General features: G+C 43.5%; 18 protein-coding genes, 1 tRNA gene and 2 pseudogenes. 17 read left to right on the forward strand and 4 right to left on the reverse strand.

Annotated elements, in window-relative coordinates:
• Positions 1–31: 31 nt before the first annotated feature.
• On the reverse strand, positions 32–490 hold the full coding sequence (locus C9889_RS02680; protein WP_129596970.1) for a hypothetical protein: 459 nt from the start codon (positions 488–490) through the stop codon (positions 32–34).
• Between the two features lie 169 nt (positions 491–659).
• Between C9889_RS02680 and C9889_RS02685 the strand changes: the two genes are divergently transcribed.
• Entirely contained in the window at positions 660–2081 is a 1422-nt protein-coding gene (locus C9889_RS02685) for an ATP-binding protein (protein WP_129596972.1), read from the forward strand.
• A 61-nt stretch (positions 2082–2142) separates the two neighbouring features.
• Positions 2143–5550 carry a DNA polymerase II large subunit gene (locus C9889_RS02690; protein ID WP_129599384.1) on the forward strand — a complete coding sequence of 1136 codons (3408 nt, stop codon included), beginning with the start codon at positions 2143–2145 and terminating at the stop codon, positions 5548–5550.
• Here C9889_RS02690 and mmp10 read toward each other — a convergent pair whose 3' ends face one another.
• Positions 5551–6783 carry a methyl coenzyme M reductase-arginine methyltransferase Mmp10 gene (gene mmp10, locus C9889_RS02695; RefSeq protein WP_129596974.1) on the reverse strand — a complete coding sequence of 411 codons (1233 nt, stop codon included), beginning with the start codon at positions 6781–6783 and terminating at the stop codon, positions 5551–5553.
• Between the two features lie 288 nt (positions 6784–7071).
• On the opposite strand from mmp10, the gene mcrB reads away from it, so the two are divergent.
• From mcrB to C9889_RS02735, 8 genes are all read left to right on the forward strand, one after another.
• Positions 7072–8376 carry a coenzyme-B sulfoethylthiotransferase subunit beta gene (gene mcrB, locus C9889_RS02700; RefSeq protein WP_129596976.1) on the forward strand — a complete coding sequence of 435 codons (1305 nt, stop codon included), beginning with the start codon at positions 7072–7074 and terminating at the stop codon, positions 8374–8376.
• A gap of 29 nt (positions 8377–8405) precedes the next feature.
• On the forward strand, positions 8406–8900 hold the full coding sequence (gene mcrD, locus C9889_RS02705; RefSeq protein ID WP_129596978.1) for a methyl-coenzyme M reductase operon protein D: 495 nt from the start codon (positions 8406–8408) through the stop codon (positions 8898–8900).
• Between the two features lie 6 nt (positions 8901–8906).
• A complete protein-coding gene (gene mcrC, locus C9889_RS02710) occupies positions 8907–9518 on the forward strand; it encodes a methyl-coenzyme M reductase I operon protein C (RefSeq protein WP_129596980.1) in 612 nt (203 codons plus the stop codon).
• A 4-nt stretch (positions 9519–9522) separates the two neighbouring features.
• Positions 9523–10278, forward strand: a complete 756-nt coding sequence (mcrG, locus tag C9889_RS02715; protein ID WP_129596982.1) for a coenzyme-B sulfoethylthiotransferase subunit gamma — start codon at positions 9523–9525, stop codon at positions 10276–10278.
• Between the two features lie 5 nt (positions 10279–10283).
• Positions 10284–12005: a coenzyme-B sulfoethylthiotransferase subunit alpha gene (mcrA, locus tag C9889_RS02720; RefSeq protein ID WP_129596984.1), complete on the forward strand. Its 1722-nt coding sequence runs from the start codon at positions 10284–10286 to the stop codon at positions 12003–12005.
• Positions 12006–12141: 136 nt separating this feature from the next.
• Positions 12142–13485 carry a glutamate-5-semialdehyde dehydrogenase gene (locus C9889_RS02725; protein WP_129596986.1) on the forward strand — a complete coding sequence of 448 codons (1344 nt, stop codon included), beginning with the start codon at positions 12142–12144 and terminating at the stop codon, positions 13483–13485.
• 23 nt (positions 13486–13508) lie between these two features.
• Positions 13509–14639 (forward strand): glutamate 5-kinase, encoded by a 1131-nt coding sequence (gene proB, locus C9889_RS02730; RefSeq protein WP_129596988.1) that lies wholly within the window; start codon positions 13509–13511, stop codon positions 14637–14639.
• Between the two features lie 54 nt (positions 14640–14693).
• Entirely contained in the window at positions 14694–16223 is a 1530-nt protein-coding gene (locus C9889_RS02735; protein WP_129596990.1) for an ATP-binding protein, read from the forward strand.
• A 22-nt stretch (positions 16224–16245) separates the two neighbouring features.
• Here C9889_RS02735 and ccsA read toward each other — a convergent pair whose 3' ends face one another.
• Both ccsA and C9889_RS02745 read right to left on the reverse strand, forming a co-directional pair.
• On the reverse strand, positions 16246–17295 hold the full coding sequence (ccsA, locus tag C9889_RS02740; protein WP_129596992.1) for a cytochrome c biogenesis protein CcsA: 1050 nt from the start codon (positions 17293–17295) through the stop codon (positions 16246–16248).
• Positions 17292–18221, reverse strand: a complete 930-nt coding sequence (locus C9889_RS02745) for a cytochrome c-type biogenesis CcmF C-terminal domain-containing protein (RefSeq protein WP_129596994.1) — start codon at positions 18219–18221, stop codon at positions 17292–17294. Before C9889_RS02745 ends, ccsA begins: the two co-directional genes overlap by 4 nt.
• Positions 18222–18461: 240 nt before the next feature.
• Between C9889_RS02745 and C9889_RS02750 the strand changes: the two genes are divergently transcribed.
• The 7 genes and pseudogenes from C9889_RS02750 to C9889_RS02780 all read left to right on the forward strand — a co-directional run bounded on the left by C9889_RS02750 (position 18462) and on the right by C9889_RS02780 (position 23644).
• On the forward strand, positions 18462–19010 hold the full coding sequence (locus C9889_RS02750) for a CDP-2,3-bis-(O-geranylgeranyl)-sn-glycerol synthase (RefSeq protein WP_263854011.1): 549 nt from the start codon (positions 18462–18464) through the stop codon (positions 19008–19010).
• 18 nt (positions 19011–19028) lie between these two features.
• A complete protein-coding gene (pyrE, locus tag C9889_RS02755) occupies positions 19029–19571 on the forward strand; it encodes an orotate phosphoribosyltransferase (RefSeq protein WP_129596998.1) in 543 nt (180 codons plus the stop codon).
• Positions 19572–19710: 139 nt separating this feature from the next.
• Positions 19711–21011: pseudogene (gene purD, locus C9889_RS02760) on the forward strand (phosphoribosylamine--glycine ligase).
• 13 nt (positions 21012–21024) lie between these two features.
• Positions 21025–21932 (forward strand): annotated as a pseudogene (argF, locus tag C9889_RS02765) (ornithine carbamoyltransferase).
• Positions 21933–22234: 302 nt separating this feature from the next.
• Positions 22235–22319, forward strand: a tRNA-Leu gene (locus C9889_RS02770).
• A gap of 134 nt (positions 22320–22453) precedes the next feature.
• A complete protein-coding gene (locus tag C9889_RS02775; protein WP_129597000.1) occupies positions 22454–23167 on the forward strand; it encodes a phospholipase D family protein in 714 nt (237 codons plus the stop codon).
• A gap of 96 nt (positions 23168–23263) precedes the next feature.
• A complete protein-coding gene (locus tag C9889_RS02780) occupies positions 23264–23644 on the forward strand; it encodes a DUF2283 domain-containing protein (RefSeq protein WP_129597002.1) in 381 nt (126 codons plus the stop codon).
• The last annotated feature ends 1 nt before the right edge of the window (position 23645 follow it).

Consider the following 23645-nt stretch of genomic DNA (forward strand, 5'->3'; position numbering starts at 1 on the left):
AATAAAAAAGAGACATAGCCAGAGAATTATATCAGTAGAACCCCAGCCATTGCGATATTTTCACTACAAATTTACCCACTGTAAGAGATACTTTTTTTGTAAAACTTGGAGAAGTTATCTCAATATCCCCTCTGTCATAAGCATCCAGGAAAACCTGAGCCGGGGACGCAGAATCCATTATGGCCCTTGCGGTGTCCTCATCAGTGTTTACAATAAGAGAGGGTTCAAATTCTTCACCATCTTGCATTTCGTCAAATTCAACAATCTTGCCATCGACTGTCACGGCTGTGAGATTTAAAACGGACTCATTATTCATATCTACTATGACATGAATACGCTCATTGCCCAGCATGTTTTTCAGGGAAGAGGGTATGTCATCCGAATTGGCATTGTATTCATCCACCTCGCTTTTCATGTCATCAACAATAGTGGCACCTGCAGACATGGAAAAGATAAATAGGGCCATTAGAATCGTTATAAATTTCTTCATTAATACTCACCTCTCAACAAACATCAATATAAATTTGAGTTTAATGTTAGTTATATTTATTCCTGCTAAATTGGGACAAAAGACTGTGCTCAACCCATAAACCACCACCAGAAAACCACTACCCAAATGGCGCAATCTTTTTTAAAAGACGGAAATCAAACTTTGAAATATGACTTTTAAGATAAACAGTGATGTCCTGAATATGAAGGATTATAATAATATATTCTTCTCAATCAACGAAGAAAATGTTGTTTCATTACTTTCTCCCCTGCATACAAGGGACGAGATTTATGAAATTTCAGCTGTCCTTGTATCTCCACATTCCTTTAACGATGAACTTTATGATATATACGGAAGAGTCGTCCTTGGTGACGAAGCAAGTGCTGAAAAAACCATCGAATTATTTAAAAGAGAACTTCCAAGGGATAAGTACTCAATCGAAGGCACAAAAAGAAGTTTACGTATACTCAACACGGAAAACAAAAATCTCTACATACTCAGTCATACCAAAAAGACATTCAAAATATCCTCAACCTCAATTCTTGACCCTGCCGAATTAAAAGAAAACATTCCCGTTTTCCTGGAAATACTCGAGACACTTGTAAACTGTGGATATGAAGCCGGCGAGGGAGAAAGTGATCTATCCCTTGTGCCAATGCCCCAAAGAGAACCCGAATATAAACCCCATTCTTTTGAAGAAAAGGAAGGAGAAAAAACAGGAGAAGGGGGGAAATTCGAAGTCATTCCCCGTGAGTTTTTGGATATTGATTTTGAAGCTGTCGGGGGCTGCGAGGAAGCAAAAGAGCAACTCATGCTAATCGACCTGGGTATACGTTTTCCTAAAATATATGAAGTTTACAAGGCAGAATTACCTCGAGGAATTCTGTTATATGGCCCGCCGGGTACCGGGAAGACCATGCTTTCAAAAGCTGCTGCAAAAGAACTTGATGCAAACTTCTATTCCATAAATGGTTCAGACATCCTTTCGAAATGGTACGGAGAATCAGAGAAAAACCTGAATACACTTTTCGAAAAAGCAAAGGCCAGCAGCCCTTCGGTGATTTTTATTGACGAGATTGATGCATTAATGCCTCAGAGAGACACTTCACATGAAGTTACCGTAAGGATAGTATCCCTTCTTTTGCAGGAAATGGACGGAATTGAAAGTACAAAAGGAGTGATCATAATGGGTGCTACAAACCGGCCCAACCATATAGATCCGGCATTCCTGCGCCCGGGGAGATTTGATTTGAAAATGGAGGTACCCCTGCCCGACGAAAAAGCCCTGCAGGACATCTATTATATACACTTAAGTGGACGCAACCTTGAGGAAGGAATGGATTATGAAAAACTGGCAAAGGCAAGCAAAGGACTAACAGGTGCTGACGTTAAAGGGATAATTAATGCCTGTGTATTTAATAAAATCGTCAAATTGCGCAAACAGATGCCTGATGTCATAACCCGCTCGGACTTAGAAAATATAGAAACCGAAACCCTGACCACCGATGATGTCCTCAAAAGCATTGAAAAATACAAAAAAGAGATCAATACACTTGTCATGTCTCCTGAGGTGGCAGGTATGTATGCCTGAATTTTCCTATGGCAGACTTTTTTTTACTATACCACATATTGTTTGTGAAAGGCAGATAATAATGGGAGACATTGAAGTAAGCGAAACCATGCAGAAATACTTCGACCTAATGGAAGGAGTGCTGCATAATGAAATTGAAATAGCAAACAGGGCACGTTCACAGGGAAAGGATCCAAAACCCGATACAGAGATTCCCCTGGCAAAAGACCTTGCAGACCGGGTAGAAAATCTCATCGGGGTTGAAGGTGTAGCCGGGCGTATACGGGAACTGGAAACCGATCTTTCGCGGGAAGAAGCAGCCCTGGCCCTTGGAAAAGACATCGCTGCCGGCAATGTGGGAAACTTTGATACAAAACGTGAGGCAATAGAAAGCGCCATACGGGTGGCGGTTGCAATGCTTACAGAAGGTGTAGTTGCCGCCCCGATAGAGGGAATCGACAGGGTAGACCTGGGCAAAAATGACGATGGTACTGAATACATCAAGATATACTACGCAGGACCTATACGCAGTGCTGGTGGTACAGCACAGGCCCTTTCTGTACTTGTGGGAGATTATGTCAGGAGAGGAATCGGTGTTGACAGGTACAAACCCCGCAAGGAGGAAGTGGAAAGATATGTCGAAGAAATATTGCTATACAGAAGAATTGCCACTCTCCAGTACATGCCCTCGGAAGACGAAATACGTCTGATCGTTGATAATTGTCCCATCTGCATAGACGGAGAGCCCACTGAACAGGAAGAGGTCGAAGGTTACAGAAACCTTGACAGGATCGAAACAAACAGGGTTCGCGGGGGAATGGCACTCGTACTTGCCGAAGGACTGGCCTTAAAAGCTCCAAAAGTACAAAAACATGTGAACAAACTCAAAATCGACGGATGGGAATGGCTGGATACGTTCATTTCAGGAGGAAGTTCTGATGAGGAAGATAAAGATGAGAAGACAAAGGTCAAGCCCAAGGATAAATACATGCGGGACCTCATTGCAGGCAGACCTGTATTTTCCCACCCCTCCAGACCTGGGGGATTCAGGCTCCGCTATGGCAGGTCACGCAACACATCATTTGCGGCATCCGGCATAAATCCCGCAGGCATGGTCATAATGGATAATTTCATTGTTGCCGGTACCCAGCTGAAAATAGAAAGACCCGGAAAAGCTGCCGGAATGGCACCTGTGGACTCTATCGAAGGGCCAACCGTGCGTCTCTACAACGGAGATGTGCTTCGGATAGATGATGAAAAAACTGCAATAGAGCTACATTCACAGGTGGAAACCATTATCGACATCGGTGAAATACTTATCAATTACGGGGATTTCCTGGAAAATAATCATCCACTTATACCTGCATCTTACTGTGTGGAATGGTGGGCACAGGAATACACAAAAAAAACTGGCCAGAATGCCCCTGAAAATCCAATCCAGCATGAAGTAATGAATATTTGCAACAATTACAATCTTCCCCTGCACCCTGATTACACCTATACCTGGCCTGACATCGACAGAGACGAATTCATAAAACTTGCAGAATTCATTGCTCAAAATGGCATAAAAGAAGACCAGGGAAATAGACTATTGCTACCTGAAGAAAAAGCAAAGGAGCAGGGAATAAAAACGATTCTGGAAAAACTTCTCGCATTACACCGGATTTATGATGGGAAAATAACAATAGACAATCCTTTGCCTTTTATACAGTGTCTGGGGCTAGGAGAGAATCTTAAAAAACATTGGGAAGAATTACCTTGTGAAGATATCCTTGAATGTGTCAATAAACTCTCAGGATGGACTGTCAGAGAGAAAGCACCAATGCGCATCGGGGCAAGGATGGGAAGACCGGAAAAAGCGAACCGGCGTAAAATGTCCCCTGCTCCGCATGTATTGTTTCCGATAGGTGAAAGCGGTGGAAATACCCGCATGCTCTCCAGTGCTGCGTCCTATAAAGCCGACAACAACAGCAAAGTGGGCGAAATAAAGATTGAGATAGGAAATCGGATATGCCCCACATGCGGGATGGAAACCCATGAATTCAGATGTGAATGTGGCACCCATACAATCCCAAAACTTTTCTGTCCCCGTTGTGGCAGGGCTGTCAATAAGGACATCTGTCCGAAATGTAAGGTTACCACGTCCTGTGTGACCGCCCACAATATTAATTTTAAAACGATATATGACAGGGCATTTGAGAGGCTAGGGGAACGAAATAAACTGGAATCCTTCAAAGGGGTAAAAAGGATGATGTCAAAGCACATGACCCCTGAGCCTCTCGAAAAAGGAATCCTTCGAGCAAAACATGACCTTTTTACATTCAAGGATGGAACTGTCAGATACGACATGTCGGATATTCCCCTGACACATATCCGGGCCGATGAACTGGGAACCACGGCTGAAAAACTTCTTGAACTGGGATATGAGTCAGATATTCACGGCAATAAACTGGAGAAGGATGATCAGGTCGTAACCCTTAAAGTGCAGGACCTGGTGGTGTCCCGGGGTGCGGCAGAATATATCCTCCAGACTACAAAGTATATCGATGACCTGCTGGTGAAGTATTACGGACTTGAACCCTATTACAAAGCAGAAACTATAGAGGATGTTATCGGGGTGATGCTAATCGGTCTGGCTCCACACACATCAGCAGGAGTTCTGGGTAGACTGGTGGGATTCACAAAAGCATCTGTGGGGTATGCTCATCCTTTCTTCCATGCAGCAAAAAGGCGTAATTGTGATGGTGATGAGGATTGTGTCATGTTGCTTATGGACGGCCTGATTAATTTTTCACATGAATACCTGCCCGATAAAAGAGGGGGAAAGATGGATGCCCCACTTGTGCTTACAACCAGGATTGATCCCAGTGAAGTCGATAAGGAAGCTCACAACATTGACGTTTGTTCTTCTTATCCTCTGGAATTTTATGAAACTACCTTGAATTATACAAATCCCAAGGAACTGGAAGAAACCATGGACCTGGTCAGCAGCAGATTAGGGACCCCGGCACAGTTTGACGGATTTATGTTTACACACGATACTTCGGATATTGCCGCAGGGCCGGTCAAAAGTGCATACAAGACACTGGGTTCTATGGTGGAAAAAATGGATGCCCAACTCTCCCTGGCGGAAAAAATACGTGCAGTTGATGTGGCAGATGTGGCTGAAAGGGTCCTTATATCGCACTTCCTCCCCGATCTTTTTGGCAACCTCAGGGCATTTTCCAGGCAGGGGACGCGTTGTGTCAAATGTGGCGGGAAATTCAGAAGGGCACCGCTTACTGGTACATGCCCACATTGTGGCGGAAGAGTCATACTGACTGTTCATGAAGGAGCGGTCAAGAAATATCTTGAAGTGTCACTGAAGGTTGCAAAAAAGTATAATGTATCAAGTTATACGCAGCAGCGCATCGAACTTATCGGATACGATATCGAGTCGTTGTTTAAGAACGATAAATCAAAACAGATGGGACTTGCGGATTATATGTAATTATTCCACAGGAAGTCCAACTACGTTTATGTGCTGGATAAGCTCGGTGAGATTCTCGATTTCAAAAGAAAGAACTTGATCCCTATCCAGACCAATGGACATTTCGCCGTCATAGGTGAGCTGGTCCGGACCTCGTCTGATAAGTCTCTCCACACCGTCATTTGAAAGGATCGATTTTATCTCAGGATCATGAGCAAGCGTGCGGCCTGGAATCATTACAGTTTCCTTTATCTGAGACAGGTCAAGTGCCTGGAAATCCTCAATTGTGATAAGGCATCCAATGTCCTTGCCTGCCGCCACAACATTGACAGGTGCATCCAGCGCCTCGAAAAATTCCTGTAATCTCGGATGAGCAGCTTTACTGGTAACAATGGTCGCGGTCTTTGTAACTTCCGGGAGTTTGGAAAGTGCTGCTTTGTCCTTCCTTATGGCAAAGGGACAGCCAATAAGTGGATCTTCAAGAGGTGTGCCGGTGATACGCAGATCAAATTTGTCTGCCGCATTTCTTACTATGGTCACAAATTCCTCTATCGAATGTGTAGTAATATTTTCCAGAACAGGGGAATTGCGTAGAATCAAACCTTCTTCGCGACTGTTGGCAAAACGCATCAGTATTGCTCCCTTTGCACCCATTTCCTGAAGATCTGAAAGGGTTTTTTCCAGGACATCACCATCATTTACACCGGGAATCAGGACGATAGCGGCATATACATCACATTCTCCACAGAAGCGGCGAAGAATTTCAATAGATGCTTGTGGCTCAGGATCATTCATGTATTTGGCCCTGAGTTGAGGGTCAGTGGCAAAAACTGTAAACGAAACCTCACAGACACCGTTTTCAATGTAAAAGGAAGCGTCATCGGGATCATCAAAGCCTTTTCCGCTTGTGTATCCCAGATGAATGGGCTTTCCAAAACGAGAAAGTGAACTGACAAGTTCCTTGAGCTCGGGGTAGCAGCTGATATCTCCACCCCCACTGATGGTAAATTTATCCGGTTCAGAAGATGAGAAGCGTAAATTCTGGGATACATCCCTCATTACAATCTGTAGAGGTTTAAAGCCGGGATAGGATTCCCGTATACTACGTGTACAGTAATCACAGCCCTTTGCAAAAGGAAAACAGTGTTTGCAACCAAAAGGAGGTACTTCCTGTACCTTCTTAAAATAGCAGTATGAACAAAATCCTCGGCAGTCAATTCCGGGACTGCCTCCAATATCAGCAACGATCTCCATGTGACCCAGTGGTAGAAAAAGATATTACTAAATCTTTGTGGTAAAGAACGTAAGAAATCAAATGCAATTGAGTAAACATCATGAATAATCATTGCATATAGTGCCGGGTCAAAAAACGAATGCAAAAGTTTTAAAGGCAAAAACTCCATTGCTGACATGAATAAATTAAAGAAAACCGACTGGAAGGCATTCTCACCCTGAAAGTGCTTACAGCATATCCTCGCTCAAGCGTGGTTGCTTTCCAAATGGGGATTTCTTTCCATTAAAAAACTTAAAGGAGGAAAATACGTGTCTGACAAAATAGACATCTACGACGACAGAGGAAAACTCTTAGAAAGCGGCGTTGCAATTGAAGAGCTCGCTCCTACAAGGAACGCGGCAATTCAGCGTATCATCGGAGACACAAAGAGGACTGTAGCAGTCAACCTGGGAGGTATTCAAAAATCTCTCGCAACCGGTAAAATGGGCGGAAAAGGTCGCCACATGCCGGGACGTGAAATGGAACTCGATATTGTCGAAAACGCTGGTGCAATTGCAGACTCCGTGAAGGAATTTGTACAGGTAGACGGTGACGACGACACAAACATTGAGATTCTTGGTGGCGGCAAGCAACTTCTTGTCCAGCTTCCAACCGCAAGGCTCACTGCCGGTGCTGACTACTCGTCCTCACTTACTGTGAGTGCAGCAGCAACCGTCCAGACCATTGTTGACATGTTCAACATTGACATGTTCAACGCGCCTGTGGTCAAAGGAGCAGTATGGGGCGGCTATCCACAGACGATGGACTTGTCCGGTGGAAACGTCGCTTCAATCCTGAACATTCCACAGAAGAATGAAGGTCTGGGTTACTCCCTGAGAAACATTATGACCAACCACATTGCTGCAATTACAGAGAAAAAAGCAATGAACTCAGCAGCACTGTCTTCCATCTTTGAACAGGCAGGTATGTTCGAAATGGGTAACGCAGTCGGAGAATTCGAGAGACATCAGCTTCTTGGATTTGCATGTCAGGGTCTTAACGCTAACAACGTAGTATACGATCTTGTAAAAGACAATGGCAAAAATGGAACCATTGGTAGCGTAGTACAATCTGTTGTTGAAAGAGCAATTGAGGACAATGTAATCGAAGTCGATAACACTGCTCCTTCAGGTTACAACTTCTACAAGGCAAACGATGTATCCATGTGGAATGCTTACGCCTCAGCCGGTCAACTTGCCGCTACAATGGTAAACAGTGGTGCAGGCAGGGCTGCCCAGAATGTGTCATCCACAATTCTGTATTACAACGATATCATTGAGAAAGAAACTGGCCTGCCTGGCTGTGATATGGGTAGGGCACAGGGTACTGCTGTCGGATTCTCTTTCTTCAGCCACTCTATCTATGGTGGTGGTGGTCCCGGTGTATTCAACGGTAACCACATTGTAACCAGACACTCAAGAGGATTCGCAATTCCATGTGTATCCGCTAGTGTAGCACTTGATGCAGGTACCCAGATGTTCTCCATCGAAAAGACATCCGGCCTCATAGGTGACGTATTCGGTTCAATCAAAGAATTCAGAGAACCAATAAAAGCAGTCGCTGAATCACTCTAAATGATTCACAAAGATTGAAGGTACCAATAATGGAAACTTCTGCTTCAGACACAAAGAAACCCATACAAATCGAGATTTTCCCAAAGCGTATGATGAAACCCGATACCGTAGAAGGGCTGCTTAACAAACTTTGCAGTCTGGAAGGTATACAAAGGGCATTCATACAGGGGCCGCGCCTACCTACAAAAGTACCATTCGGACCTGCTGTCGGAACACCCGTACATCATCCATTAAGGACAAATGTACATTTTGGTAAGACCGAAATGGGCCTGGAAGTACTTGTGGGAAGGATCACACTGGAACTTGCCGGAAAGGAAGTCATGGAAGAAATAAATGCAATTTGTGTAGACACACTTCCCTGCGATTATGACATTAGGGAAGGACGTTTTATCCAGACAAGGCAAACGGTTTCAGATTTTGCAAAAAGAGGCCCGGGAGCTGATCCTGTTATATGTGGTCTTTATGACCCGAAAAGCAAGGTAGAATCACAGGTAAACCTCCTGAAAACAAACGAAGAGGAATGATTCCAGATGTTTGACCGGGAAACCCAGGTTGTAGATTGCAGACAAGGAATGGGCCTTGGCAAAGGAGGCGGACTTGCCCAAAGAGGTACACTCTCCGAAGCCGGCAGGACCGACGTAGTCGCAGTCGCTATGAGTCCCGGAAAACGCCATATCACCAAGCCTATTTGCGAACTGACTTACGGAATGCGCAAAGAAGACATACAGGTAAGTGTACTTGTGCTAAATTCGGGATCAGGAGTTCCCGATGAACAAATGAAATCCGGTTCCTTCGGCATCAACCCGGAGGAGATCAAGCAGATAAACAGGCACAAGATGGCAGTCATTCATACAGGAAACATTCGTGATCACGTTGTCAGGAAAGTAAGGGAAATATTGGTTTATGCAGAAGTGCCGGCAGTGGTTGTCTGTCAGACAATCGTGGACTTTGAAGATTTTGCAAAGGCCGGTATCCATACTAGATTGGTAAAACCTCAAGATAAAAACATCCAGACAAAGGGAAAAGTGATGGAGATTGTGACTGGAGTGACGCGAGGAGAAACTTGTCCAAGAGATAAGTTAAACGAACTCGTCAAAGCAGTGAAATCCACAATGAAATCAATTGATAACAAAGGAGTGTAATCATATGGCATATGAAGCACAGTTTTATCCCGGAGCAACAAGTGTTGCGGAAAACAGAAGGAAACACATGTCCGGTAAAGTCGAAAAACTCAGGGAAATCTCTGATGACGACTTAACCATTATTCTCGGACACCGTGTTCCCGGTACAGATTACCCAAGCACCCACCCACCACTGGCAGAAATGGGCGAACCAGAATGTTCCATCCGTGAACTGGTAGAACCTACAGATGGTGCAAAAGCAGGTGACAGGATCAGATACGTACAGTTTGTAGATTCAATGTACAATGCACCTTCCACCCCATACTTCAGGACCTACAACGCTGCAATTAACTTCAGAGGCGTAGACCCGGGTACACTTTCCGGCCGTCAGGTCGTTGAAGCCCGTGAAAGGGACATGGAAGAACTTGCAAAATTCCAGCTTGAAACCGAAATGACCTGCCCTGCACTTGCATGCCTTCGTGGTGCCAGTGTACACGGTCACTCCCTCCGTCTTCAGGAAGATGGTGTAATGTTTGACATGCTCGAAAGAGTACGTCTGGAAAACGGAACCATCATCGTCCAGAAGGACCAGGTAGGAAGACCAATCGACAAGAAGGTCGATCTCGGAAAACCAATGTCCGAGGAGGAAGCTGCAAAAAGGACCACAATCTATCGTGTAGATAACGTCCCATACAGGGAGGATAAGGAAGTCCTCGAATGGGTACACAGGATCTTTGAAAAGAGAACCATGTATGGATACAAGCCAGCTGTACAGGAGTGAGTAAAATGGCAGACGACAGAAAGAGAATGTTCCAGAAAGATTTAGAAAATAAATTCACAAAGGAGCACGGCACCAACAAGATGGGCGGCGGCGACATTACGGATATGAGAATTCCATATTACCGCCTCGGTGTCGACCAGAACCCCAGGAAACTGGAAATGAAGAAAGTCGGTAAGGAAATTGCAGAAAAGAGAGGTCTTGCAGGATATAACCCTATGATGCACTGCGGTGGTATACCACTCGGTCAGAGAGCTCTTACACCTTCCTTTATCTCCGGTAATGATGACATGATGGTCGAAAATGATGACCTTCACTATGTCAACAACGCTGCAATGCAACAGATGTGGGACGACATACGCAGAACATGTATTGTCGGTATGGATATGGCCCACGAAACCCTCGAGAAAAGACTGGGCATCGAAGTAACCCCTGAAACAATCAACCACTACCTCGAAGTGCTCAACCACGCACTCCCTGGTAGCGCAGTTGTTCAGGAACACATGGTAGAGAGCCATCCTGCACTCGTTGATGACTGTTACGTGAAAATATTCACAGGTGACGATGAACTTGCAGACGAAATCGATGACCAGTTCCTCATCGACATCGACAAACAGTTCCCCGCAGAACAGGCAGAACAGCTCAAATCCGCTATCGGCAATACCACCTGGCAGGCAGCCCACATCCCAACCATCGTATCCAGAACAACAGACGGTGGTCAGACCACAAGGTGGACTGCAATGCAGATCGGTATGTCTTACATTGCAGCATACGGAATGTGTGCCGGTGAAGCAGCTGTAGCAGACCTTTCCTATGCAGCAAAGCACGCAGGTGTTGTCGGTATGGGTGATATGCTTCCTGCAAGACGTGCACGTGCACCAAACGAACCTGGTGGTATCCCCTTCGGTAACCTTGCAGACATAATCCAGACCAGCCGTATAAACCCGGATGACCCTGCAGACGTAACCCTTGAGGTAGTCGGTGCAGGTTGTATGCTCTACGACCAGATCTGGCTCGGATCCTACATGTCTGGTGGTGTCGGTTTTACCCAGTACTCCACTGCTGCATACACCAACAACATTCTGGATGACAACCTGTACTATGACGTTGAGTACATCAACGACAAGTATGACGGTGCAGCCGACAAGGGTATCGACAACAAGGTCGCCCCAAGCATGGATGTTATCAAGGACATCGCAACAGAGTCCACACTCTACGGTCTCGAGAACTACGAGAAATACCCAGTTGCCCTTGAAGACCACTTCGGTGGATCCCAGAGAGCAACCGTCCTTTCCGCAGCTGCCGGTAGTGCAGGAGTCCTTGCAACCGGTAACGCAAACGCCGGTCTCTCCGCATGGTATCTATGTATGTACCTGCACAAGGAAGGTCACGGACGTCTCGGTTTCTTCGGATTCGACCTGCAGGACCAGTGTGGTGCAACCAACACCTTCTCCTACCAGTCCGATGAAGGTCTGCCCCACGAACTCCGTGGTCCAAACTATCCGAACTACGCAATGAACGTTGGTCACCAGGGTGGCTACGCTGCAATCGCAGCCGCAGCACACGCCGGTCGTGGAGATGCATATGCACTCAACCCACTAATCAAGGTCTGTTTCGCCGACGAAATGCTCCCATTCGACTTCTCCCAGCCAAGGAAGGAGTTCGGACGCGGTGCGCTTCGTGAGTTCGAGCCTGCTGGTGAGAGATCCCTCATCATCCCGGCCAAATAAGCACAATACGAAGTAGGCTCCTTGCCTACTTCACCTACTATTTTTTAAACCCCCAATTAAATAGCTAAAAGCTTTTTTTTATACGATAATCTTATTTGCTCTTGCCATAGTTACAACCATATAACCAGGTGTTCCCATGACCGATAATACAGAGAAAAAAGTCATACCAGCAAAAGATGCCTCCATCAGACTTGCCAGCATAAATACACTCCTAAAAAATAAAGGTCTTGAAGCAATGGCACAAGCCCTTGATCAAAATAGGGACTCAATACTTAAGGCAAACCGCAAAGACCTCGAATCTGCTGAGCAGTTAAAAGAGCAAGGGAAAATCTCACAGGCTCTTGTGGATAGGCTGAAAGTAAATGATAGCAAAATCGATGGAATGATCGCAGGTATAAGAGATGTCATGGAACTTGAAGACCCAACAGGCAAAACTCTCAGCTGCCTGGAACTTGATGAAGGACTAGAACTGTACCAAGTAAGTTGTCCGATTGGCCTTATTGGGGTTATTTTCGAGTCACGTCCTGACGTTGTTCCGCAGATCATGTCCCTCTGCCTGAAAAGCGGTAATGCAACGATCTTTAAGGGTGGAAGTGAGGCCTTTAATTCAAATCGTACTATTTTCAACATACTTAAAAGCGCCCTGGAAGAAATCGGGGATATTCCTGCAACAGCCTTTCAACTGATGGAAACCCGGGAAGAAGTAATGGACATCCTGGCACTTGATTCCTATATAGACCTGCTCATACCCCGTGGTTCAAACGCTTTCGTGAAGTTCATACAGGATAATACCAGGATACCCGTACTGGGTCATGCAGACGGGATATGCCATGTCTATGTGGACAATGAAGCAGATATGGAAAAAGCTATTGATGTCTGCTATGATTCAAAGGTACAGTATCCTGCAGTGTGCAATGCAATGGAAACATTGCTTGTAAACAGTGATATTGCAGACAAGTTCCTGCCCGGTATGATCGAAAAATTCTTCAAAGCAGGTGTCGAGATCCGCCTGGATGAAAAATCATACACTATTGCAGAAAATACCGGTATCCGGGATTTGAAAAAAGCATCCGATGAAGAGTGGAGCACCGAATATAATGATTTGGTACTGTCTGTGAAAATGGTTGATTCAATAAATGAAGCAATCGATCATATTAACAGGTATGGTTCCCATCATACGGATTGCATTGTCACCAAGGACAAGGACAAGCGCCGCACATTTACCGAGCTTGTGGATTCCTCAAGCGTCATGGTAAATGTCTCTACAAGATTTGCCGACGGTTTCAGGTATGGAAAAGGTGCAGAGGTTGGCATCAGCACAAACAAAATACACGCACGGGGACCCGTAGGAATGGAAGGTCTTTTGATATACAAGTATATTCTTCTGGGTAATGGTGACAGGGTATCCGATTATGCAGGAGATAATGCAAAACAATTTACCCACAGGAAACTGGATAAACAGATAAGCGACATCATTTGAAATAATATCCGGGGATTGTGATTTTGAGCAAGAGAAAAGTCATTCTTGACAACACAAAAAAAGTTATCATCAAAATAGGAACAACTTCAATTAGTAGTGATTATGGAGGATTGAATGAGGAATTCATGAAACATGTGGCCTCCCAGGTCGCATACCTCCACAGTCTGGAAAAAGAAGTCATTCTTGTCAGCTCCGGCTCCATTGGAGTGGGGATTGACCTGATGCAACTTGGCTGTAAACCGCGGGAAATTCCGGTTCGACAGGCAGCAGCAGCTGTTGGTCAAAATGTTTTGATGCAAAAATGGATGGAGGCTTTTAGTACTTATGATCTCAATGTTGCCCAGATTCTTTTGACCTACGAATCCTTCACCAGCAGGTTAACATATCTCAACCTGAGAAACAGCATATCCACGTTACTGGAATATGGGGTGATCCCGATTATCAATGAGAATGACAGTACCTGCGTGCACGAGATAGAAGCTACCCTTGGAGATAATGACAGGCTTTCCGCAATGGTTGCCAGCAAAATGGAAGCCGACCTGCTGATACTCCTATCGGATATTGATGGTTTATATGATAAAAATCCTAAAAGGCACAAGGATGCTGTATTACTGAAAACTGTGCCTGAAATCACACCAACTATAGAAAGTTACGGAGGGAGCCCATCAAGTACAAAGGGAACCGGTGGCATGAGAACAAAGATAGATGCTGCAAAGATATGCAATATAGCAGGCTGCCATATGATAATTGCAAACAGCTCTATTCAAAACGCAATTCTCAAAATAATGGAGGGTGAAGAAATCGGCACCCTCTTTTTAGCTGAAGGAGAAGTCCATAAGAACCGCATTCGATGGATATTACTGGCTCATTCCTCAGGCACAATTGTGGTAGATGAAGGAGCCAGAGATGCGGTAAGAAACCGCATGAGTCTCCTGCCTTCGGGTGTAATTGGTTTAGAGGGCGAGTTTGATCGCGGAGATATAGTAAAACTCGAGTGCAACGGGCAGGTATTCGGGAAAGGAATTACGGATTATACCTCAGATGAATTGCAGAAAATAAAGGGAAAACATACCAATATGATAGCAAATATCCTGGGATATAAAAATTATGACAATGTTTTAAACAAGGATAACATAGGGCTTTTTAAAGAATGAATTAATATATAAGTATGAATATACAATATATTAATAGTATCTGGATGCGGTGACATGCTCGATGATAAAATAGCCTCAATTGCCCTTATAAGCAGCAAAAATAATGATGAATTGCTGGGGTATCTGTCAGCATACAGGGTGCTACAAGCAGAACCCAAAAAAGATACTATTTCTTTTATCAAAAAAAGTACACCGACTGTAGTTATAATTGACAATACTATGTCTGAAGAGGTTAACTACCGCATTTGCAGGGAGCTTAAGGAAAATACAGGTAATCATTATCTCCCCATAATTATGGTCACCAAAACAGACAAAGAAGAGATAAGGGAAGCTCTGAAAAATGGGGCAGATGATTTCATAACCGCTCAATCCGATGATCTGGAAATCCTCACACGAATCAATTCCCTGCTACAAATAAAAAGCCTTTACGATAAACTTGCAAAAGAAAGAGACCAGGCACAGACTTACATCGACGTTGCCCAAACAATAATAGGTGTAGTTGACAGGGACCTGAAAGTCGTACTTGCCAATAAGAAAGCTTCTGAAATTCTGGGGTATTCCCAGGAAGAAATTATAGGACAGAAATGGTTCGATGTTTTTTTGCCGGAAAGAATAAGGGATATGATAAAAACCGGCTATAAAATGGTCCTGGAGGGAGAAATTGAACCTCCCGAATTCTCTGAAAAACCTATTCTTACACGTACAGGTGAAGAACGATTGGTTTTCTGGCATGATGTTGTACTCAAAGACGATCAGGGAGGCATCATGGGTACCATCAGTTCCGGTGAAGATATTACTGAAAAAAAACAGGCAGAAATGGCCCTTGTAGAGGCAAATAAAGAACTTCAGGAACTGGATGGCATGAGGAATGACTTTCTTGCCAATATAAGCAGGGAATTACAAATACCTCTTGCATCCATCAAAGGTTTCAGTGATTTGCTCGTTAAAGGCGAGTTAGGTGTAATTAATAACAAGCAAAAAGACGCCCTAGTTACAATAATCAGGAATTGTGATAGGCTACAGCAACATGTCAATGCTCTTCTCTATGCCAGTGAGGACTGTAGCCAGAATGTGACATACAATTTTGAAGATACAGATATAAATTCCCTTCTCGACAAGATCCTAAATGACCTGACAATAAATTTTACAAAATACAACCTGAAACTTGAAAGAAGCCTGGAAAATATTCCACATATAAATGTTGATGAAAGATATCTGAAAAATGCTATATTCCATATACTCGATAATGCAATCAAGTTTACTCCTGCAAATGGTAAAATAAAAGTTTCCACCAGTAGAACAGGCAAATACGTCGAGATAAAAATAAGGGATTCAGGAATTGGAATAGCCAAGGGCAAGTTAGAAAACATTTTTAAAAGCTTTTATCAGGTAGATGGCTCCACCAGAAGAAAATATGGAGGAACTGGCATTGGTCTCTACATCTGCAAGAAAATCATTGAAGGTCACAATGGTCAAATCCTGGTGGAAAGCGTAGAAGGAAAGGGTAGTGAGTTCACAATTCAACTCCCGATTCGCACCCGACCGGATCGTACCACTACTGAAAACCTGGCTGTTGCCCACTAAAAATAATAAGCAAAGAACAGTTTCAATCCTGTTCTTCAAAATATCTTTTTGCAAGCAGCGATGTTCCCACAAGCGTAATTCCTGCTAGGAATATACCTATTAAGAGGCTTTCTGCATTGAAATCCTGCCAGGAATGGACAGAAGCCCACATACCACTTCTCGTAACAAAAGTTGCAAAAATTACAAGTATAAATGAGAAAATAGCCATTGCTGGTGCCAGGAATCTGAACTGTCCCTGTCTGCCGTATATTGTATGCAGATAAGCTGTCGCGGTTATCCAGGGAATCAACGACGAGGTCTCAACCGGGTCCCAGCTCCAGTACCATGCACCCCAGCCAAGTACCTCATAGGCCCAGAAACCACCCAGACCTATCCCTGCAGTCAGGAATAGCCAGGAAACCCGCATCCAGTTATTGGCTATTTTGCGCCAGCTGCTGTCATTAAGGATCAGACCCGCAATAGCAGATGCAAAAGGAATAGTAAAAGCTGCATAACCCAAAAAGAGGATGGGAGGATGGACGGCCATCCAGGGATTGCGAAGTAGTGGATTCATGCCCTGCCCATCTGTTAGATGATAGGGATGGACAAACGGATTCCAGTTGCTTACAAGAACGGAGCCGGCTTTTGAGTAGTATACTGCAAACGGATTGTCAAGTACAAGCAGCATGAGGAATACCGAAAGGATACCCAGGGACAGTATCCTTGTGACCATGAATACATTGCCGTTGGAAAAACGGAAAGAATACCTGAGAACCAGAAGCATAACCGAAATGGCCCAGGCCCACAACAAAAGTGAACCTGCCTGGCCCGCCCAGAAAGCTGAAAGGCGATAGTAAGTGGAAAGATCAAGACTGGAATGATTATAAACATACTCAAAGAACGCGGCAACATCATAAAGATAGTACATCAGCATGACAGAAGCAGCTGTGACCAAAACAGCACAGGCAATTTCAAGTCTTGATGAAAGTATCCGGTACTTCTCATCTTCTCTGCGAAAACCCAGGTATGAATAGACCATAGCAAGCAAACCAAACAGAAATGCCACCCAGATAATAATCATTCCGAAATTCATGTGGTCACCTCATTTTCATTGTCTGGTAGCACTATACTTCCAAGGAGTAGTATGAACATGCCCCCAAGCATTATGTAAATACCAGCCCAGAGAAAGCTGATAAATGGTACTACACGCAGATACAGGTCAACTTCTCCGGATTTTTCATCGAGGGCTTTGGGGGCAATAAAAACCTCTTCCATGATTCCGCGGTAAATATATGTAGAAGTATAGGTCTGCCTCCATTTTATATCGGTTATATACCGAACTGTACCCCTGTCAAACTCATTCCCGTTTTTGGAAATTATAAGACCAACATCCGTTGCATAGGATGAACCAGGATAATTGTCATAGGGAGTGCCTTCAAAACTTGAATCCATACCCATCACACTCACAGAATAGGGAATCCCTTCAAATGCCGTTTCTTCACCAATGCTAACTACAGCTGAATCTTCTACTTTCATTGCTGAACTGAAAATGGTACCGAATATCACCAGCAAAATCCCAATATGGATAATGTGGGCACCTATTCCCTTTAAACGGGATTTGCCACTGCGTTTTCTGATAACATGGGCCAACCGGTACAGCGATGCCGCAAAAACAGCAAGCATAGGTATTATAGAAATGTCTACAAGCAGTTTCCCGGTCGGAGAAAACACTGCCATAAACGCAGACAATAGAACTATACCTCCAAGCAGCATACCAATATACCTGCTGGAGATATGGGTGACAAGCAAACAGGCACAGAGCAGGATTACAAGTAAACCGGCAATCGGTGCTGCCCTGTTATTGAAATATGTTGCATCCATACCTATTTGCATCCCACTTAAGAACTGAATCACCAGGGGCGTCAGCATTCCAATTGTTAACAAAGCTGCAAGTATCCCGAATACTGTCACTGTTACAAAAATAAGGTTTTTTCTGGAAAATAGGTTTTGGATATCCATGCAATCAAGCCTGTCCTGTAAGAAATATATTAGCAGAAAGGAAGATTTTCAGGTATAAAGGAGTTTGCACTTTTTAGTTCACACTGTTAATTGTTTAAACTGATAATGATTCTACTCAAATGAATAAAGTAAAGAAATTTGTTCAAATTTCACCCCTCCATACAAGAATAAAACAGCAAACCCTTATATAAAAACGAGAATAACTGAAGTCAAAAGGGGCTGATCAAGACGCTTGATACAATTATTCTCGCTATATGGTTAATGGTGCCTGCCTACCTTCCAAGTCCTTTTGCAGCTCTTTTGGGAGGAGGAAGACCCATTGATGGCAAAAGAACAATGGGTGACGGAAGAAGGATACTTGGTGACGGAAAAACGATAAGGGGATTTGTCGCCGGAAGTTTAATTGGAATTGTTGCCGGGATTCTACAAACGTGGATTGCCTTTACCAGAATCGAGTTTATGGGGATTAGATTACCACCTTTTGGGTTTACAATCCCGGATGTAATAATTCCGATTGCTGCTCTTTCGATTGGCTCACTTATTGGTGATATGGCAATGAGTTTTGTTAAAAGGAGGATCAATCTGAAAAGAGGAGCTCCTTTGCCAGTTGCAGATCAGCTTGATTTTGTAGCAGGTGCGTGGATATTGACCTACCTTGTAGCTCCACAATGGTTTGTTGCAAATTTCACACTGAATATCATTATAGTGTTACTTATACTAACACCCCTTTTACACATAGGGACCAATATAATAGGTTACGTACTTGGAATCAAGAAAGAACCCTGGTAACCTCAGGAGACAAATGCAATGCAGGAAAACAATGAGAAAGATGAACTCATAGAAGCTCTCAAGAAGTGTGAAGCCGTCAAGTTCGGCCAGTTTACCCTTGCTTCGGGAAAAACCAGCAAATATTACGTCGACATAAAAAAGGCAATTTCAGATCCTGTAACCCTCAAAAAAATATCAGACATTGCTTCAGCCAGAATTGATCTTGCTGCAACAAGTCGTATTGGCGGAGTGGCCCTTGGAGGAGTTCCTCTTGCAACGGCTGTCTCCCTGAAAACAGAGATTCCCCTTTTACTCATACGCAAGGATGCAAAGGCTTATGGAACCGGGGGAAGGTTTGTAGGTGATCTGGAAGAAGGAGATAAAGTCATACTGATAGAAGACGTGACCACAAGTGGCGGATCTGTTCTTGAAGCGATCGATCTTCTCAGGGACTTCGGTGCCAATGTCGATGAAGTGATTACCGTTGTTGACAGGGAAGAAGGAGCAGAAGCAAATTTGTGGAATGAAAATGTGACATTGAATCCACTTGTGAAAGCATCCGATCTGCTCAAAGAAGAATAAGCGGCCAAAGCGGAAAGTATTTATTTAATTATCCGGAATGCTCTATTCTAATAATAACTGTTTACAACACAAATTTGCATAATATAAATGAATATTTAGCAACGTGTTTTATAGGATTTTTAATCAGAGAGGTCTACACATGAATGTTTTGCTTATCGGTGGAGGCGGCAGAGAGCATGCCATTGCTGAAGCCATCTCCAGAAGTAAGAGAGAGCCGCAACTGTATGCAGTAATGAGCAAAAAAATCCCGGTATAGCAAAGCTTTGCAGGGATTTCTTACTTGAAAAAGAAACAGATGTGGAAAAAGTGGTTGAATATGCCACTTCACAAAAAATAGACATTGCATTCATAGGTCCGGAAGCACCTCTTGCAGCCGGCCTTGTAGATGCTCTTGAAAAAGTCAAAATACCTTCCGTGGGTCCGAAAAAGGATGTTGCCCAGATTGAATTCGATAAATCGTGGTCAAGGACTTTCATGAAGGAAGAAAATATCGAGGGATGTCCTGCATTTAAAGTATTCAATGATGAAAAAGGGTTGAAAGAGTATATTGAAGAACTTGGGGATGTCGCCATAAAACCTTCCGGGCTTACCGGGGGTAAAGGTGTCAGGGTTATGGGCGACCAACTGCCGGATACCACAGATGCCTATGAATATGCACTTAGCATTCTCGAAAACGATAGTGTGGTTGTTGAGGAAAAACTGAAAGGAGAGGAATTCACCCTGCAGGCATTTGTGGATGGAAGTACTCTTGCCTTTACCCCTTGCGTACAGGACCACAAGAGAGCATTTGAAAATGACCTGGGACCAAACACAGGCGGAATGGGAGCCTATTCCGACACCGATGTAATCCTGCCTTTCATGATGGTAGATGATCTGGAGAAGGCAAAAGCAATCATGCAAAAGGTAGTAGAAAAGCTCTGTGAAGTTACAGGAATCCCGTACCAGGGCATCCTTTACGGCCAGTTCATCCTTACCAGGAAAGGACCAAAGGTCATAGAGTTCAATGCGCGCTTCGGAGACCCCGAAGCTATGAACATAATGCCTCTGCTTGAGACCGATATGCTTGATGTCATGGAAGCTATTGTGGAAGAGCATCTGGATGATCTAGATGTGATATTCAGCAAGAAGGCAACTGTGTGTAAGTACGTGGTTCCTGCAGGATATCCGGATAATCCTGATTCAGACAAAGAAATCGTTTTCGGGGACATGGGCGATGCAATGTTGTTCTATTCCAGTGTATATGAAAAGGATGGTAAAATCTATACCAGCACATCTCGCGCCGCAGCAGTTGTCGGTATCGCTGATTCCATAAGCAAGGCTGAAAGAATAGCACAGGATGCACTTGAGAATATCATCGGCGATCTGCATTCACGCCGGGATATCGGCACCCGGGCTCTTGTACGAAAGAAAATCACACATATGAATAAAATAAGAGAGTAAAAACAGAGCTGATATAATGAAAAATGTTCTGTCAATGACGGACCTTTCCAAAGAAGATATACTGAATATATTGGAGACAGGAGAGGATCTGAAAGAAAAGAGAATTAAGGGCAAGGTCACTGATCTGCTGAAAAACAAAAGCCTTGCAATGATCTTTGAAAAATCATCTACCAGAACCCGGGTTTCCTTTGAGGTGGCCATGAGTGATATGGGCGGCCATTCCCTCTATCTTAACCAGAGAGACATGCAGATAGGCAGGGGTGAAACGGTTGCAGACACCGCAAAGGTCCTTTCCAGGTATGTGGCGGCTATTACTGCCAGGGTGAACAAACACTCGACCGTGGAAGAACTCGCAGAACATGCTACCGTGCCTGTGATCAATGCCCTCTCCGATAAGGAACACCCCTGCCAGATCCTGGCAGACCTGCTGACGATCAAGGAGTACAAAAGCACATTAGAAGGGCGGAAACTTACCTGGGTAGGCGATGGCAACAATGTGTGCAATTCAATGATACTTGGTTGTGTCATGGTGGGAATGGAAATTGCTGTGGCCTGTCCTGATGGTTATGAACCGGACGATGATATCGTAAGCATGCACGTGAAATGGGGGGTAAGGTTGAGACCCTCAGGGACCCGATTGAGGCTTCGACTGATGCCGACGTTCTCTATACCGATGTCTGGATATCCATGGGAGACGAAGAGGAAAGGGATAAAAGACTGAGTGACCTGGCGGATTACCAGATTAACAGTAAATTGCTTGATGTCGCAAAGAATGATGTAATCGTTATGCATTGTCTGCCGGCCCACAGGGGAGAAGAGATATCGGCCGAAGTTATGGACGGTACCCATTCAGTGGTTTTCGATCAGGCAGAAAACCGGTTGCATGCACAGAAAGCCCTGATTTTGAAACTTATCGGATGAGAAGTAGCTCATCCGTTTGTTCTTTTTTCATTTAATGGCCCTTTATATTTTTTAATGCCATACTCATAGTCACCCCTCGTTGGAAAAAACAGGCAACGGAGGCTATATACCTCCCATGCATTCTGTTGATGGGAGAGAAATACAAATTCTAACCCTTGCCGGAGGTTAAAAACTTCCGGCTTACAACCTCCAAAAACAGACTCCTGTATTTAGATGTCAGGGTGAAATATCCCTGACCTACTGTTTATCCAGGACCAAAACCCTTATGAATCAAAAGCCCCATCTATAGCCAGAAATCGTGTGCGAGGGTTGCCCAGCTAGGCCAAAGGCGATAGGTTCAGGGCCTATTCTCGTAGGAGTTCGAGGGTTCGAATCCCTTCCCTCGCATCACAATCTTTTTTGGGTTATAGTTGGTGCTGAAAAACAGAAATCTGCAAATTGTTTTAAGTGCCGATTTTGTATTAGATGATCAACATTGCAACTTCAAATATTTTATATAATAGAATTTCAAATCTTCATTCATGCCTAAATTCTTGACCACTACAGGAGTTTCTTTCAAATTAGAAGAGATCATAAAAAGTGCGGATGAAAAATTAATTTTGATTAGCCCTTTTTTGAAAATTAATGAACGAATTAGAGAGTTAATTGAAGATAAAAATCGAATTAAAATTAATACTGAAGTTATCTATGGAAAAAAAGAAATTCAACCAGATGAGGATAATTGGTTGAGAAATTTGGATTATGTTAGAACTGGTTTCTGTAAAAATTTACATGCTAAATGTTATTTAAATGAAAAAGAGGCACTTGTAACCTCCATGAACCTCTATGAATTTTCTCAACAAAACAACAACGAAATGGGGATATATGTTTCCAAAGAGACAGATCCAGAGTTATATGATGCTATAAATGATGAAGCTAAACGTTTGTTTAGAATTAGTGAAGAAGGGAAGGTGACTGTTGAGAAAGTGGCTCGTAAAGAAGAGAAAAAGGAAAATAACAAAAAAAGTAAATCCTCTGATAGCGGTTATTGTATTAGATGTAAGAAAGAAATAAAGATAGATCCATTACATCCATATTGCAAAGATTGCTTCATGACATGGAACAAATATGGTAATGAAGATCATGCAGAAAACGTATGTCATGTCTGTGGAAAAGAAACAAACTCCAGCAAACTGAAACCAATTTGCTACAACTGTTATAAAAAGTACAAAGGAAAATTAGAGTTGCCTATCTAATATTTCCTATACTTTTTAAGATAATAAATCACTCCAATAATAAACAAATATTGAAACGATGTTAGTAAAACGTTTGGTCACATCAGAGAGAGTAAAATGAGCGGCAATGTAGTTCATTATAAAAATAGCCATTTCGATTACGATTGGCTAAATGACAGTATGTACATCTATCCTCAGGACCGCAAATACAAATCCTCATTGATGTTAGATGATATCATCCTTGACATGGACGAAAATAACAAGTTCGTCGGGATTGAGATACTTGACGCATCCAGGAAATTCAAAATAAGTAAATGCAAGATATGTGAACCTGTTGAATTAAATGTTAATTTTGAAACAGGGGAAGAAGGAACACTCACCCTCAACCTTAAAATGACTTTTGTAAAAAGGAATAATCCCGTTATAAGAACCGTTTCTGTTACCGGTAGCAATGAGATGAATTTGTCACCAAGATCAACCACACTGACCCTGGCATAAA

The organism is Methanohalophilus profundi (assembly GCF_004137855.1).
Taxonomy (GTDB): Archaea; Halobacteriota; Methanosarcinia; order Methanosarcinales; family Methanosarcinaceae; genus Methanohalophilus; species Methanohalophilus profundi.

Coding starts and splice junctions, on each gene's coding strand:
- C9889_RS02745 (WP_129596994.1), bottom strand. CDS start 18,221: ATGGATATCCAAAACCTATTTTCCAGAAAAAACCTTATTTTTGTAACA.
- mcrC (WP_129596980.1), top strand. CDS start 8,907: ATGTTTGACCGGGAAACCCAGGTTGTAGATTGCAGACAAGGAATGGGC.
- mmp10 (WP_129596974.1), bottom strand. CDS start 6,783: ATGGAGATCGTTGCTGATATTGGAGGCAGTCCCGGAATTGACTGCCGA.
- ccsA (WP_129596992.1), bottom strand. CDS start 17,295: ATGAATTTCGGAATGATTATTATCTGGGTGGCATTTCTGTTTGGTTTG.
- mcrD (WP_129596978.1), top strand. CDS start 8,406: ATGGAAACTTCTGCTTCAGACACAAAGAAACCCATACAAATCGAGATT.
- pyrE (WP_129596998.1), top strand. CDS start 19,029: ATGCAGGAAAACAATGAGAAAGATGAACTCATAGAAGCTCTCAAGAAG.
- mcrA (WP_129596984.1), top strand. CDS start 10,284: ATGGCAGACGACAGAAAGAGAATGTTCCAGAAAGATTTAGAAAATAAA.
- C9889_RS02680 (WP_129596970.1), bottom strand. CDS start 490: ATGAAGAAATTTATAACGATTCTAATGGCCCTATTTATCTTTTCCATG.
- C9889_RS02775 (WP_129597000.1), top strand. CDS start 22,454: ATGCCTAAATTCTTGACCACTACAGGAGTTTCTTTCAAATTAGAAGAG.
- C9889_RS02685 (WP_129596972.1), top strand. CDS start 660: ATGACTTTTAAGATAAACAGTGATGTCCTGAATATGAAGGATTATAAT.
- C9889_RS02735 (WP_129596990.1), top strand. CDS start 14,694: ATGCTCGATGATAAAATAGCCTCAATTGCCCTTATAAGCAGCAAAAAT.
- C9889_RS02690 (WP_129599384.1), top strand. CDS start 2,143: ATGGGAGACATTGAAGTAAGCGAAACCATGCAGAAATACTTCGACCTA.
- mcrG (WP_129596982.1), top strand. CDS start 9,523: ATGGCATATGAAGCACAGTTTTATCCCGGAGCAACAAGTGTTGCGGAA.
- C9889_RS02725 (WP_129596986.1), top strand. CDS start 12,142: ATGACCGATAATACAGAGAAAAAAGTCATACCAGCAAAAGATGCCTCC.
- C9889_RS02780 (WP_129597002.1), top strand. CDS start 23,264: ATGAGCGGCAATGTAGTTCATTATAAAAATAGCCATTTCGATTACGAT.